This window comes from Streptomyces cyanogenus (genome assembly GCF_017526105.1).
GTDB lineage: Bacteria > Actinomycetota > Actinomycetes > Streptomycetales > Streptomycetaceae > Streptomyces > Streptomyces cyanogenus.
On sequence record NZ_CP071839.1, the window covers coordinates 4,435,644 to 4,450,192 of the forward strand.

9 protein-coding genes are annotated in these 14,549 nt (G+C 68.9%); 6 read left to right on the top strand and 3 right to left on the bottom strand.

Annotated elements, in window-relative coordinates; all coding sequences use genetic code 11:
* Positions 1-13: 13 nt before the first annotated feature.
* On the top strand, positions 14-1,132 hold the full coding sequence (locus S1361_RS20005) for a lipid II:glycine glycyltransferase FemX (protein WP_208033181.1): 1,119 nt from the start codon (positions 14-16) through the stop codon (positions 1,130-1,132).
* An 85-nt stretch (positions 1,133-1,217) separates the two neighbouring features.
* Positions 1,218-2,249, top strand: coding sequence for an alanine racemase (locus tag S1361_RS20010; RefSeq protein ID WP_058081152.1), 1,032 nt, complete (start codon positions 1,218-1,220; stop codon positions 2,247-2,249).
* Positions 2,250-2,376: 127 nt separating this feature from the next.
* Here S1361_RS20010 and S1361_RS20015 read toward each other — a convergent pair whose 3' ends face one another.
* Both S1361_RS20015 and S1361_RS20020 read right to left on the bottom strand, forming a co-directional pair.
* The gene (locus tag S1361_RS20015; protein WP_208033182.1) at positions 2,377-3,930 is read right to left on the bottom strand and encodes a glycosyltransferase family 87 protein; all 1,554 of its coding nucleotides are present in this window, start codon (positions 3,928-3,930) and stop codon (positions 2,377-2,379) included.
* Positions 3,931-4,059: 129 nt separating this feature from the next.
* The gene (locus tag S1361_RS20020) at positions 4,060-6,756 is read right to left on the bottom strand and encodes a transglycosylase domain-containing protein (protein WP_208033183.1); all 2,697 of its coding nucleotides are present in this window, start codon (positions 6,754-6,756) and stop codon (positions 4,060-4,062) included.
* Between the two features lie 396 nt (positions 6,757-7,152).
* Between S1361_RS20020 and S1361_RS20025 the strand changes: the two genes are divergently transcribed.
* From S1361_RS20025 to S1361_RS20035, 3 genes are all read left to right on the top strand, one after another.
* On the top strand, positions 7,153-7,836 hold the full coding sequence (locus S1361_RS20025) for a PadR family transcriptional regulator (RefSeq protein ID WP_208033184.1): 684 nt from the start codon (positions 7,153-7,155) through the stop codon (positions 7,834-7,836).
* A gap of 43 nt (positions 7,837-7,879) precedes the next feature.
* Positions 7,880-8,962 carry an inositol-3-phosphate synthase gene (locus S1361_RS20030; protein WP_181792762.1) on the top strand — a complete coding sequence of 361 codons (1,083 nt, stop codon included), beginning with the start codon at positions 7,880-7,882 and terminating at the stop codon, positions 8,960-8,962.
* 100 nt (positions 8,963-9,062) lie between these two features.
* Entirely contained in the window at positions 9,063-10,343 is a 1,281-nt protein-coding gene (locus S1361_RS20035) for an MFS transporter (RefSeq protein WP_208033185.1), read from the top strand.
* Between the two features lie 93 nt (positions 10,344-10,436).
* On the opposite strand, the gene S1361_RS20040 is transcribed toward S1361_RS20035, so the two are convergent.
* On the bottom strand, positions 10,437-11,879 hold the full coding sequence (locus S1361_RS20040; RefSeq protein ID WP_208033186.1) for a CCA tRNA nucleotidyltransferase: 1,443 nt from the start codon (positions 11,877-11,879) through the stop codon (positions 10,437-10,439).
* A gap of 256 nt (positions 11,880-12,135) precedes the next feature.
* On the opposite strand from S1361_RS20040, the gene S1361_RS20045 reads away from it, so the two are divergent.
* On the top strand, positions 12,136-14,508 hold the full coding sequence (locus S1361_RS20045; RefSeq protein ID WP_208033187.1) for a DUF6049 family protein: 2,373 nt from the start codon (positions 12,136-12,138) through the stop codon (positions 14,506-14,508).
* Positions 14,509-14,549 lie beyond the last annotated feature (41 nt).

The window sequence follows — 14,549 nt, forward strand, 5'->3', positions numbered from 1 at the left end:
AGGAGCGCCCCGAATGAGCCTGACCCTGAGGACCATCAGTCGCGAGCAGCATCTGGCCTTTATCCAGAGCCTGCCGGCGGCGAGCCACATGCAGGTCCCGGCATGGGCAGATGTGAAGGCGGAGTGGCGCTCGGAGAACCTCGGCTGGTTCGACAGGAGCGGCCAGCTGGTCGGCGTGGGCCTGGTCCTCTACCGCCAGCTGCCCAAGATCAAGCGCTACCTCGCCTACCTCCCCGAGGGCCCGGTCATCAACTGGTACGCGCCGAACCTGGACGACTGGATCCAGCCGATGCTGGCGCACCTGAAGCAGCAGGGTGCCTTCTCCGTGAAGATGGGCCCGCCGGTGATCATCCGCCGCTGGAACGCGGACACCATCAAGAGGGGCATCCAGGACCCGGACATCAAGCGGCTGCGCGACCTGGAGGCCGACTTCATCGAGCCGCGCGCCTTCGAGGTGGCCGACAAGCTGCGCCGCATGGGCTGGCAGCAGGGCGAGGACGGCGGTGCCGGCTTCGGCGACGTGCAGCCCCGCTACGTCTACCAGGTCCCGCTGGCGAACCGTTCCCTGGAAGAGGTCCACAAGAACTTCAACCAGCTGTGGCGCCGCAACATCAAGAAGGCCGAGAAGGCCGGCGTCGAGGTCGTCCAGGGCGGCTACCAGGACCTGCCCGAGTGGCAGCGGCTGTACGAGATCACGGCCGTCCGTGACCACTTCCGGCCCCGCCCGCTGTCGTACTTCCAGCGCATGTGGACGGCCCTCAACACCGAGGACCCCAACCGCATGCGGCTGTACTTCGCCCGCCACAACGGCGTGAACCTGTCCGCGGCGACGATGCTGATCGTCGGCGGGCACGTCTGGTACTCGTACGGCGCCTCCGACAACATCGGCCGCGAGGTCCGCCCGTCGAACGCGATGCAGTGGCGGATGCTGCGCGACGCCTACGCGCTCGGCGCCACCGTCTACGACCTGCGCGGTATCTCCGACTCGCTGGACGAGACCGACCACCTCTTCGGCCTGATCCAGTTCAAGGTCGGCACCGGCGGCCAAGCCGCCGAGTACCTCGGCGAGTGGGACTTCCCGCTGAACAAGCTGCTCCACAAGGCGCTCGACATCTACATGTCACGCCGCTGAGCCACGCGGGCGTTTGATTCCATAGCCCTCACAGTTCACACACCTCTGATCCACCGCAGCCACGAGAAAGGTTCCGGGTCCGGCCATGGCGCTCACGCTCTACGTCGACACCGCGCGCTGGCGGGCGCACCACAAGCACGTGCAGGAGCAGTTCCCGGGACTCGTCCCGGTCTGCAAGGGCAACGGCTACGGCTTCGGGCACGAACGGCTGTCGGAGGAGGCCACGCGGCTCGGTGCCGACCTGCTCGCCGTCGGCACCACCTACGAGGCCGCACGCATCAAGGACTTCTTCAGCGGTGACCTGCTGGTCCTGACGCCCTACCGGCGCGGCGAGGAGCCGGTCCCGCTGCCCGACCGGGTCGTCCGCTCGGTATCGTCCATCGACGGCGTGTACGGCCTCGTGGGCGCCCGTGTGGTGATCGAGGTGATGTCCTCGATGAAGCGGCACGGCATCAGCGAGCAGGACCTGCCGCAGCTGCACCAGGCCATAGAGAACGTCCGGCTGGAGGGCTTCGCCATCCACCTGCCGCTGGACCGCACCGACGGCTCGGACGCCGTCGAGGAGGTCATCGGCTGGATGGACCGGCTGCGCGCGGCACGGCTGCCGCTGCACACGATGTTCGTCAGCCACCTCAAGGCGGACGATCTGGCCCGGCTCCAGCAGCAGTTCCCGCAGACCCGGTTCCGCGCGCGCATCGGCACGCGGCTGTGGCTGGGGGACCACGACGCCACGGAGTACCGCGGTGCCGTCCTGGACGTCACGCGCGTGGCGAAGGGCGACCGGTTCGGCTACCGGCAGCAGAAGGCGGCCTCGGACGGCTTCCTGGTGGTCGTGGCGGGCGGGACGTCGCACGGGGTGGGCCTGGAGGCCCCGAAGGCCCTGCACGGCGTCATGCCGCGCGCCAAGGGCGTCGCACGCGCCGGGCTGGCCACGGTCAACCGGAACCTTTCCCCGTTCGTCTGGGGCGGCAAGCAGCGCTGGTTCGCCGAGCCGCCGCACATGCAGGTGTCGATCCTGTTCGTGCCCTCGGACGCCCCCGAACCCAAGGTCGGCGACGAGCTGGTGGCCCATCTGCGGCACACCACGACCCAGTTCGACCGCCTCGTGGACCGCTGAGCCGCCAGAACACCGAGAAGGCCGTATCCGGAGCGCCCGGCCCGGGTACGGCCTTCTGCATGCACCGGCTGCGGTGCGACGGCCGGCCGGCCGTGCCGCACGCCGAGGCGGTCTTGCGTGCGTTCGCTCAGAGCGAACGTTCCTCGTGGGGGAGTTCTTCGGGCCGGCCCCAGTCCACCTGAGGCTGCTCGAAGTACGCGGCGTGCCGCGGCGGATGGGCCGCCGCACCGAGCACGAACGCGTCCTCCGCGCCGTCGAGCACCCCGCCCGAGGGATCGTCGTCGCCGGACCGGCGCACCACGTCCCGCTCCGGCATGAGGATGTCCCGTACGACGACGACGCACAGGTACAGCGTGCCCACCAGGTGCACCACGATCGTCCAGTGGTAGCCCTGCGTCGGCAGGCCCTTGTGGGCTTCTCCGCTGGTCGTGTAGGCGAGGTACATCCAGATGCCCAGGAAGTACGCCACCTCGCACGCCTGCCAGATCAGGAAGTCCCGCCACTTGGGCCGGGCGAGAACCGCCAGCGGCACCAGCCACAGGACGTACTGCGGGGAGTAGACCTTGTTCGTGAGGATGAAGGCGGCCACCATCAGGAAGGCCAGCTGGGCGAAGCGCGGCCGGCGCGGGGCGGTGAACGTCAGCGCGACGATGCCGAGGAAGCACAGCACCACCAGCACGATGGCCGCGTTGTTGACGAAGTTCGTGGTGGGCGGGTGGCTGGAGTTCTGCGCCCAGATCAGCCAGAAGGAGCCGAAGTCGACACCGCGCTCCTGGCTGAAGGTGTAGAACTTGGCCCAGCCCTCGCGGATGTGGAAGCCCGTCGCGTCGTGCGCGAGCATCACGGGCAGGTTGACCACGAGCCAGGCGACCACCGCGCCGGCCACGGCCTTGAAGTACTCCCGCCACTTGCCGGCCCGCCAGCACAGGACCAGCAGGGGCCCGAGCAGCACGACCGGGTACAGCTTGGCGGCCGTGGCGAGCCCCAGGAGGACACCGAAGGCGACGGCCCGGCCTCGCGCCCACATCAGCATCGCGGCGGCCGTCAGCGCCACCGCCAGCAGGTCCCAGTTGATGGTCGCGGTCAGCGCGAAGGCCGGCGCCAGGGCGACCAGCAGGCCGTCCCAGGGGCGTCGACGATGGGTGCGGGCCACGCAGACGGCGATGACGGCGGCGCACACCATCAGCATCCCGGCGTTGACGAACCAGTACCACTGCTCCTGGTGCTGGATGCTGCCGCTGTGCGGCGTCAGCCAGGAGGCCACCTCCATGAACACGCCGGTCAGCACCGGGTATTCGAGGTAGTCCATGTCGCCGGGGAGCTTGTCGAAGTACGGCACGAGGTGGTCGGCGAATCCGCGGCCCTGGTACAGGTGCGGGATGTCCGAGTAACAAGCATGCGTGTACTGGCTGCTCGCGCCGAAGAACCAGGCGCTGTGATAGCAGGGTGCCTTCTGGACCAGCCCGAGGGCGAACATGCCGATCGCCACGAGCGCGACGACCCGTACGGGGGTCCACCAGGAGGTTCCGAGCAGGGCGTACCGCCCCAGGGGGCCGCCGATCAGCTCACTGCCGGCGGCGGCGACCTCGTCCTCCCTGGTCGGCTGCACCGCTTCTGCCTCGGCGGGCCGCTCGGGCTCGGGCTCGGGCCTGCGCGCGGGCGTCATCTCTGCACTGGGCATGGGGCACATCCTGCCGTACGCGCCTGGGAAAACGCCGAGGGCCGCCGCACCTGGTAGGTGCGGCGGCCCATGTTTCACGTGAAACACCCTCGGCGGGCGATATGGCCGCCAACCGGTCAGATCACCGGGCTAGCCCGTCTGGCCTCCGAAGAAGCCTCCGTTGCCGTTTCCTCGGGTGCTGCCGGTCCCGGAGGTGTCGGTGACTGTCGGCGACGGTGACGTACCTCCGCCTCCGTCGACGCCGCCCGTGTCCGTGCCTCCGGTGCCATTGCCGTTGCCGTTCCCGTTCCCGTTGCAGTTCGGGTCCCAGCCGCCGAACTGGCAGGACTGGCTCGGTGAGGGAGACGGCGAGGTGGTCGTCTTGCTGGGCGTCGGGCTCGGGGTGTCGCTCGGCGTCTGGCTCGGCGTGATGGTGACGCTGGGGGTCGGGGAAGGGGCGCCTGCCTCGTCCTGAATCTTGCCGATCTCGGTGGCGGGCGGGAAGCCCAGGTCGTTGCTGCCCTTGAGCGCGGCCTTCATGTACTCGGTCCACACCAGCGTCGGGATGTCACCACCGTGGATGGAGTCCACACCCGCCGTGCCGTTCATGGACAGCAGCTTGTGGTCCTTGGGGTTCTCGCGGAACATCGTGACCGAGGTCGACAGCTGCCGGGTGTAGCCGACGAACCAGGCCGACTTGTTCTCGTCGGTGGTACCGGTCTTGCCCGCAGCCGTACGGCCGAGGGCCCTGGCCTTCTGACCCGTACCGTTCTGGATGACGTTTTCCAGGACATCCGTGACGTTGTTGGCGATGTTCGCGTCCAGCGCCTGCTCAGGGGCGGGCTTCGGCTTGACGAAGCTGGGCGCGTCCACGCCGTTGATCTTTACGGCGGTCACGGAGTACGGGTCGACCTGCTTGCCCGAGGCGGCGAACGTCGCATAGGCGTCGGCCATGCGGATCGCGCTGGGCGTCGACGTACCGATGGCGAAGGACGGGTTGAGGTTCTGCGACATGCTCTGGTCGAGAATGCCGGCCGCCTTGGCCACGTCCCGGACGTGCGTCATCCCCACATCGACACCGAGTTGGACGAACGGCGTGTTGACGGACTGCTCCATCGCCTTGCGGAGGGTGATGTAACCCCAGGGCTTGGGGCCCTCGTTGTTCTGGTAGAAGGGCGTGTTGTCCTTGTTGAGGTAGTACGAACCATCCGGCTTGTAGACCTTGAGATGGTCGTTGCCGTTGTACTTGCTCAGCGGGGAAACGCCCTCCCCCTCGGACTTGTACGTGCCGTACTGCATGGCGGCAGCGAGCACGAACGGCTTCCAGGTCGAACCCACGGGGACACCGGAGGTGTCCGCGTTGTTGGTGAAGTGCCCGTTCTCGTAGCCGTCGCCGCCGTACAGCGCCACGATCGCTCCGTTCGCGGGCTTCACCGAGGCCGCACCGAACTGGACGTACTTGTCCCGGTCCCGGTGCTTCGGGTCGAGACGCTCCTTCTGGACGTTCTTGACGGCCTTGGACAGCTCGTTGACCTTGTCCTTCTGGAAGGTCGTGTAGATCTGGTAGCCGCCCTTGTCGAACTGCGCCTCCGTGATGTCGGAGTGGGCGAGGACGTACTTCTTCGCCGTGTCGGCCAGGTAGCTGATCTGGCCGGTCATGCCCTTGGTCGCCTTGCGGCCCTGGGGCTTGGGATACGCCTTGATGGCTTTCTGGTAGTCGGCGTCGCTGAGGTGCTTGTCCTTGTGCATCTCGCCGAGAATCCAGGACCAGCGCTCCTGGGAGCGCTTCTGGTTGCTCTTCGCGTCCGCCGACGGGTCGAGGTCGGCGTTGCCGGCCGGGTCGTAGTACGTCGGGCCCTTCAGCAACGCCGCCAGGAAGGCGCACTGGCTCGGCTTGAGATCGACCGCGTCCACGCCGTAGTACGTCTGGGCCGCCGCCTGGATGCCGTAGGCGCCGCGACCGTAGTACGAGGTGTTCAGATAGCCCTGCAGGATCTGCTTCTTGTCGAGCTTCGTGCCCACCTTGATGGAGATGAACATCTCCTTGAACTTGCGGGTGAGCGTCTGGTCCTGGCTCAGGTAGGTGTTCTTCACGAACTGCTGCGTGATCGTCGAGCCACCCTGCGTCTGGCCGCCTCGGGCCATGTTGGCCAGGGCTCGGGCGATACCCATCGGGTCGACACCCGAGTCCTGGTAGAAGCTCTTGTTCTCCGCCGAGATCACAGCCCACTGCATGGCCTCGGGGATCTTGTCGATGGTCACGTTCTGCCGGTTGATGCCGGTGCCCGTGGCCACCATCTGGGTGCCGTCGGCCCAGTAGTAGACGTTGTTCTGCGACTTGGCCGCGTCGTTCTCGTTCGGGATGGACACCATCGCGTAACCGACGCCGACCATCACCACCAGGCTGCCGACGAGGCCGATGAACAGCCCGCTGACCAGCTTCCAGGACGGTACCCAGCGTCGCCAGCCGTCCTTGTAGGCCCTGGGGTAGTCGATGAACCGCTTCTTGCCGGGTGCCGTCGTCGCGCGGCCCCGGCCGCGTCCGGGGCCGGTCGGCCCGCCCGGGCCGCCGCGCCGGCCTCCGGGGGCCGTGTTGTCGGCGGCTCTGCGTCGGCCGCCCTTCTGTGCTGCACGGCGGGCCTCGGCACGGCTCCCGTAGGGACGCTCCTCGTCTCCCGGACCAGTGGCCTCCGACCCGTAGGAAGGGGACCCATAGGAGTCGGCAGGAGACCCGGTGGCGCCTCGCGGTGCCGCACGGCGGCCGGAGGACGAGCCGGACGGGCCGCGTCGGGCCGCGGCACGTCCGCCTCCCTGCGGCTGCGGCGGTTTGCGACGGTGCTCGCTCATCGAACGATTACTCCTCGGGCAGGCGCACCCGTGCGCGCCTGGAACGGCGGCTGGTTTCCGGTCCCCCCGAAGTACGGATGTGGTCGGTACTGCATTCACCCGTACTGCACCGGGGGCGACGACGCTCCCCAGGCATCACGCGGTTCCCGGTGGTGTGCATGCCGCACAGACTACGCATCCTCAAAACCTGCCGATCCGGGAAGTTCACCCCAAAACAGGCAAGTTGCCTCCTGCGAATCGGTGATGTGATCCCGTTCACCATCGTCCCCCTTGTCGCCTGCGGTAGGCCGTTCTATCGTCGTGATGTATCGAGTCGATACATCAGCGCGAGATAAAGTCGCTGACAGGCACTGCGAGACCAGCGGGACCGACCTGCGGGACCGGGAGGAGGCGACGATGAGCCGGCGCTCCGGCATCCTCGAGTTCGCCGTGCTCGGCCTGCTCCGGGAGTCCCCGATGCACGGCTACGAGCTGCGCAAACGACTCAACACGTCACTCGGTGTGTTCCGTGCGTTCAGCTACGGAACGCTGTACCCCTGCCTCAAGACGCTGGTCGCCAACGGCTGGCTGGTCGAGGAGCCCGGAAACACCCACGACGACGCCCTCGCCGCTCCCCTCGCCGGACGCCGCGCCAAGATCGTTTATCGGCTGACCGCGGAAGGCAAGGAGCACTTCGAGGAGCTGCTCTCGCAGACCGGCCCCGACGCGTACGAGGACGAACACTTCGCCGCACGGTTCGCCTTCTTCGGGCAGACCTCGCGCGATGTGCGCATGCGCGTCCTGGAGGGCCGGCGCAGTCGCCTGGAGGAGCGCCTGGAGAAGATGCGCGCCTCCCTGGCGCGCACCCGGGAGCGCCTCGACGACTACACACTTGAGCTCCAGCGCCACGGGATGGAGTCCGTGGAGCGCGAAGTGCGCTGGCTGAACGAGCTCATCGAGAGCGAGCGGGCCGGGCGGGATCTGAAGGGTTCCGCGTCCGGGGGGTCCGCTCAGCAGGACACCACCAATGGATCGACGGGCGGCCTGCCCCGTACCGGGGACACCCCCCGGACGGATACGCCCGACGACACCGCCACGTGAGACCCAGTCAGGGCCTCACTCGTACACACAGGGAGCAACCGGAATGGGTTCGGTTCGCGTAGCCATCGTCGGCGTGGGCAACTGCGCCGCGTCGCTGGTGCAGGGAGTCGAGTACTACAAGGACGCCGACCCGGCGTCCAAGGTCCCCGGCCTGATGCACGTGCAGTTCGGTGACTACCACGTGCGCGACGTCGAGTTCGTCGCCGCGTTCGACGTCGACGCCAAGAAGGTCGGTCTCGACCTCGCCGACGCCATCGGCGCCTCCGAGAACAACACCATCAAGATCTGCGACGTGCCCAGCACCGGTGTCACCGTCCAGCGCGGCCACACCCTCGACGGCCTCGGCAAGTACTACCGCGCCACCATCGAGGAGTCCGCCGAGGAGCCGGTCGACGTCGTCCAGGTCCTCAAGGACAAGCAGGTCGACGTCCTGGTCTGCTACCTGCCCGTCGGTTCCGAGGACGCGGCGAAGTTCTACGCCCAGTGCGCCATCGACGCCAAGGTCGCCTTCGTCAACGCCCTCCCGGTCTTCATCGCCGGCACCAAGGAGTGGGCGGACAAGTTCACCGAGGCCGGTGTTCCGATCGTCGGTGACGACATCAAGTCCCAGGTCGGCGCCACCATCACGCACCGCGTCATGGCGAAGCTGTTCGAGGACCGCGGTGTCATCCTGGACCGCACGATGCAGCTGAACGTCGGCGGCAACATGGACTTCAAGAACATGCTCGAGCGCGAGCGCCTGGAGTCCAAGAAGATCTCCAAGACGCAGGCCGTGACCTCCCAGATCCCCGACCGGGACCTCGGCGAGAAGAACGTCCACATCGGCCCGTCCGACTACGTGGCCTGGCTGGACGACCGCAAGTGGGCCTACGTCCGCCTTGAGGGCCGCGCCTTCGGTGACGTCCCGCTGAACCTGGAGTACAAGCTCGAGGTCTGGGACTCCCCGAACTCCGCGGGTGTCATCATCGACGCCCTGCGTGCCGCGAAGATCGCCAAGGACCGCGGCATCGGCGGCCCGATCCTCTCCGCGTCCTCGTACTTCATGAAGTCCCCGCCGGTCCAGTACTTCGACGACGAGGCCCGCGAGAACGTCGAGAAGTTCATCCGCGGTGAGGTCGAGCGCTAAGCCGCTCGGCGCCGCTCGCACGAGAACGCTCCTGCCAGGGCTGTGAAGGTCCCCGGGTTCCGCGACCCGGGGACCTTCCGCATGTGTGAGGGTGTGATCCATGCCCGTCGTCCGTGACCTGCGCGTCCTGCTGCGCCTGCGGAACTTCCGGCGCCTGCTGTCCGTCCGCCTGCTGTCCCAGGGGGCCGACGGCGTCTACCAGGTCGCACTCGCCGCGTACGTCGTCTTCTCCCCGGAGAAGCAGACCTCGGCCACCGCGATCGCCTCGGCGATGGCCGTCCTGCTGCTCCCCTACTCGCTGGTCGGGCCCTTCGCCGGGGTCCTGCTGGACCGCTGGCGCCGCCGGCAGGTCTTCGTGTACGGCAATCTGCTGCGCGCCCTGCTGGCCGCGGCCACCGCCGTCCTGATGATCGGCCACGCCCCCGACTGGCTCTTCTACGCCTCCGCGCTGTGCGTCACCGCCGTCAACCGCTTCGTCCTCGCCGGGCTGTCGGCCGCCCTGCCCCGGGTCGTCGACACCGAGCGCCTGGTGCTGGCCAACTCGCTCTCCCCGACCGCCGGCACTCTCGCCGCGACCGCTGGCGGGGGCCTGGCCTTCGGTGTACGGATCGTGGCCTCGGGCTCCGATGCGGCCGTGGTCCTGTCGGGTGCCTTCCTGTACGGGTGTGCGAGCCTCGCGTCCCTGAGTCTGGCGCCCGGCGTCCTCGGCCCCGACCGGCACCCGGCCCACCCCCGCCTGGCCACGGTGCTCGCCGAGACGGCACGCGAACTGCTCGCCGCCGTCCGGCACCTGGCGGCGCCGCAGCGCAGGGAGGCGGCCTCCGCCCTGGCCGCGATGACGCTGATGCGCTTCTGCTACGGCGCGCTCCTCGTCCTGCTGCTCATGCTCTGCCGCTACGCCCTCGCCGACACGCCCGAGGAAGGGCTGCGACTGCTCGGAGTGGCTCTGGCGCTGTCCGGCGCGGGATTCTTCGCGGCGGCGGTGGTGACGCCCTGGGCGGTGGGCAGGCTCGGCCCCGGACGCTGGATCGCGGTGTGCTCCGGGACGGCCCTGGTGCTGGAACCAGCCCTGGGTCTTCCGTTCGCCACCGGCCCACTCATGGTCGCGGCGTTCGTTCTGGGCTTGATCACCCAGGGCGCCAAGATCGCCACAGACACGATCGTCCAGGCCTGCGTGGAGGACGGCTTCCGCGGCCGGATCTTCTCCGTGTACGACGTGCTCTTCAATGTCGCTTTCGTCGGCGCGGCCGGAGTGGCAGCGCTGATGCTCCCGCCGGACGGCCGCTCGACGGTGCTCGTGGTTCTCGTCGCCGTCATCTACGGCGTGATCCCCGCGGGAATGGCACGCTCCCAGCGCCGGCAGGACGTCCAGCAACGGTAGGACAGGGCGAGGGGCGATGTTTCACGTGAAACATCGCCCCTCGGTGCCGCCGTCCCGGCCGGTGTTTCACGTGAAACATCGCCCGGCGTTCACTCAGCCCTGTGCGGCCCACCACTCCTTGAGAGCCGTGACCGCGGTGTCACGGTCCATCGGACCGTTCTCCAGGCGCAGCTCCAGCATGTGCTTGTACGCCTTGCCGACGGCCGGGCCCGGACCGATGCCGAGAATCTCCATGATCTGGTTGCCGTCCAGATCGGGACGGATCGCGTCCAGCTCCTCCTGCTCCTGCAGCTGAGCGATGCGCTCCTCCAGGCCGTCGTAGGCCCGGGACAGTGCCGCCGCCTTCCGCTTGTTCCGCGTGGTGCAGTCGGAGCGGGTCAGCTTGTGCAGGCGGTCCAGCAGCGGGCCCGCGTCACGCACGTACCGGCGGACCGCCGAATCCGTCCACTCCCCGGTGCCGTAGCCATGGAAGCGCAGATGGAGTTCGACCAGTCGTGAGACGTCCTTCACCAGCTCGTTGGAGTACTTCAGCGCGATCATGCGCTTCTTGGTCATCTTGGCGCCGACCACCTCGTGGTGGTGGAAGGACACCCGGCCGTCCTTCTCGAACCGGCGGGTGCGCGGCTTGCCGATGTCGTGCAACAGCGCGGCCAGGCGGAGGGTGAGGTCCGGGCCGTCCTGCTCCAGCTCGATCGCCTGCTCCAGGACGATCAGCGTGTGCTCGTAGACGTCCTTGTGCCGGTGGTGCTCGTCACTCTCCAGACGCAGGGCCGGCAGCTCGGGCAGCACATGCCCGGCGAGTCCCGTGTCGACGAGCAGCGTCAGACCCTTGCGCGGCTGCGCGGACAGGATGAGCTTGTTCAGCTCGTCCCGGACCCGCTCGGCCGAGACGATCTCGATGCGCCCGGCCATCTCCGTCATGGCGGTGACGACCTCGGGGGCGACCGTGAAGTCCAGCTGGGCGGCGAACCGGGCGGCCCGCATCATGCGCAGGGGATCGTCCGAGAACGACTCCTCGGGCGTGCCCGGCGTGCGCAGCACGCGCGCCGCGAGGTCCTCCAGACCGCCGTGCGGGTCGATGAACTCCTTCTCCGGCAGTGCCACGGCCATCGCGTTGACCGTGAAGTCACGACGGACCAGGTCCTCCTCGATGGAGTCGCCGTAGGACACCTCCGGCTTGCGGGAGGTGCGGTCGTACGCCTCCGACCGGTAGGTGGTGATCTCGATCTGGTAGCCATCCTTGTGCGCGCCGACCGTGCCGAAGGCGATTCCCACCTCCCAGACGGCGTCCGCCCATGGCCGGACGATCTTCAGTACGTCCTCGGGGCGGGCGTCGGTGGTGAAGTCCAGGTCGTTGCCGAGCCGGCCGAGCAGCGCGTCGCGGACCGATCCGCCGACGAGGGCGAGCGAGAAGCCGGCCTGCTGGAATCGGCGGGCGAGATCGTCGGCGACAGGGGCCACCCGCAGCAGCTCGGTGACCGCGCGGTGCTGCGCCTGACTCAGGGCGGAGGGAGTGTCTTCGTTCGGGTTCGGCACAACAGAAGAGGGTACGTGCCCCGCGCGACCCGGGGCGCCCCATTACGGCGTGCGGACAGCTCCCGGCATACCTGCCGCAAGCACTGCTCTTGCGGCGTTCGGTCGCTCTCCCCTCGATACTGGATATAGAGGACGTGCCGCGGCTGTTCTTCGATCTTGCGGAGCAGACCGCGGCACTTCAGTTCAGCGGGCATCGTTACCATGCGTGGACGCACATTCCGACGACCACTGACGACGACGAGGGACGGGCGAGCGCGTGGCCGAGGCGGCTGACTTCCAGGGGACCAGTGCCTCACCTGCCCGCCGGTGGCTGCGGCGCGCCGGAGCACTGCTCTCCGGGGCACCACTGCTGGCCGGTCTGCTCCAGCTGCCCGCGGCCGCGCCCGCGCAGGCCGCCTCCTCCGACACGGTGTCCGTCTCCCTGGACTCGCTCAGCCCCAGTGCCCCCACGGACGGCGACACGCTGACCGTGTCCGGCACGGTGACCAACAACGGCAAGCAGACCGTCACCCACGCCCATGTGGGACTGCGGGTGGGCCCCCCGCTGACCACCCGCTCGGCCATCGACTCCGTCGCCCGGCACCCCGATGAGACGCAGGGCAGCACCGGCACCGACGTCGGCGACAAGTACGAGGAGAACTTCGCCAAGCTCGCCCCGGGCGTCGCCGAGCACTTCAGCATCTCCGTCCCCGTGGACAAGCTCGACCTCGGCGAGGACGGGGTCTACGAGTTCGGGGTCGCCCTCTCCGGCCAGACCTCCGCCCAGCCCTGGGACCAGGTGCTCGGCATCCAGCGGACGTTCCTGCCGTGGCAGCCGTCGGACGCCGACACCAAGACCAGGACGACGTTCCTGTGGCCGCTGATCTCCACGGTCCACATGACCGCCAAGACGGGCGCGGGCGAGCTGCAGACGCCGGAGTTCCTCGACGACGACCTGGCCAAGGAGCTGGCCCCCGGCGGCCGGCTGGCCCGGATGGTGGAGCTGGGCAAGGACCTGGACGTCGCCTGGGTGATCGACCCGGACCTGCTGGCCTCGGTCGACGCCATGGCCGCCGGCAACTACCGGCTCCAGGGTCCCGACGGCACCAGCACGCCCGGCTCACGGGAGCACCAGGCGGTCGCCAAGCAGTGGCTGGCCGCCCTGCAGAAGGCGGTGGCCGGCAAGGAGGTCGTCGCGCTGCCGTTCGGCGATCCGGACCTGGCCTCCCTGGCGCACCGCGGCACCAGCGTCACCGGCTCGCTCAGCCACCTCAAGGACGCCACGGACGTCGCCGCGACCACCGTCAAGACAGTGCTCCATGTCACAGCGAGCACCGACTTCGCCTGGCCGGTGGACGGCGCGGTGGACCCGTCGATCATGAAGGTCGCGACCTCCGCCGGCGCCGACCGGGTGATCGCCCGCAGCGACAGCCTCCAGGAGACCGCCGGACTGCCGTACACGCCGTCCGCCGCCCGGCCTGTCGGTGGCGGCACCACGGCGGTGGTCGCCGACGCGCGGCTGTCCACGGCGTTCGACGACGACCTGACCAAGGCGGGCTCGGCCACCCTCGCCGTCCAGCAGTTCCTGGCCCAGAGCCTGGAACTGAACACGCAGACGGACAAGCAGCGCAGCATCGTCGTCGCTCCGCAGCGCATGCCCACGGCGAGCCAGGCCCAGGCGATGGCGGCAGCGGTGAAGGCGCTCCAGGGCGGCACCTGGTCCCAGCCCCAGAACCTCACCGCCGCGGCCAAGGACAAGCCCGACCCGAGCGCCACCACGCGCATTCCGTCGAGTTCCGCCTACCCCTCCTCGCTGCGCCGCCAGGAGCTGCCGAGGACGGCCTTCGAGCAGATCGCCCGCACCCAGGACAAGCTCGACAGGTTCCGGGTGGTCCTCTCCAACCAGTCCCGCGTGGTCACACCGTTCGGTATGGCCATAAACCGCGAGATGTCCACGTCCTGGCGCGGCTGGAGCGACGAGGCGGAGAGCTACCGCGACGGCGTGGAGGCCTGGGTCGACGACCTGGCCGAGCAGGTCAAGCTGATCGACAAGTCGGAGACCAAGCTCTCGGGCCGCAGCGCCACCATCCCGGTGACCGTCCAGAACAACCTCGTCCAGCCCGTCGGCCACCTGGTGCTGCGCCTCACCTCGACCATGCCGACCCGCCTGAAGATCGGCGGCAAGGCCTACGACGAGCAGCCCGTGGAGATCTCCGGCGGGCACAGCCAGTCGGTGAAGTTCACCACGTCGGCCAACGCCAACGGCCGGGTGACGGTTCTCGCCCAGCTGTACACCCAGGACGGCCGGCCCTACGGCGACGCCGTGAGCTTCGATGTGAAGGTCACCGAGGTCACGCCCACCGTGATGCTGGTCATCGGCGGCGGCGTCCTGCTCCTCGTACTGGCCGGTTTCCGGATGTACACCCAGCGCAAGCGTGCCGCCGCCCGGCAGGCCGACGAGGACGGCCCCGGCACGGCGGGAGAACACGCGGACCAGCCCGGGAACCCCGGGGCACCCGGAGACCGTCACACGGAGGAGTCCGGCTCCGCCTCCGGGGCAGAGGACCCGGAGCAGCCGAGTGACCCTGCGCCGGACACCGCACCGGAAAACACCGACCCGTCCGGGACGGGTGAGAGAGTGGACCGTTGAGCGATGTCATGGCCGGTGGGCCCGGGACGATGAGGTGGGGT

Excerpts from the sequence above, each read along its gene's own strand:
- S1361_RS20030 (WP_181792762.1), top strand. The coding sequence starts at position 7,880 with ATGGGTTCGGTTCGCGTAGCCATCGTCGGCGTGGGCAACTGCGCCGCG.
- S1361_RS20015 (WP_208033182.1), bottom strand. The coding sequence starts at position 3,930 with ATGCCCAGTGCAGAGATGACGCCCGCGCGCAGGCCCGAGCCCGAGCCC.
- S1361_RS20020 (WP_208033183.1), bottom strand. The coding sequence starts at position 6,756 with ATGAGCGAGCACCGTCGCAAACCGCCGCAGCCGCAGGGAGGCGGACGT.
- S1361_RS20010 (WP_058081152.1), top strand. The coding sequence starts at position 1,218 with ATGGCGCTCACGCTCTACGTCGACACCGCGCGCTGGCGGGCGCACCAC.
- S1361_RS20005 (WP_208033181.1), top strand. The coding sequence starts at position 14 with ATGAGCCTGACCCTGAGGACCATCAGTCGCGAGCAGCATCTGGCCTTT.
- S1361_RS20035 (WP_208033185.1), top strand. The coding sequence starts at position 9,063 with ATGCCCGTCGTCCGTGACCTGCGCGTCCTGCTGCGCCTGCGGAACTTC.
- S1361_RS20025 (WP_208033184.1), top strand. The coding sequence starts at position 7,153 with ATGAGCCGGCGCTCCGGCATCCTCGAGTTCGCCGTGCTCGGCCTGCTC.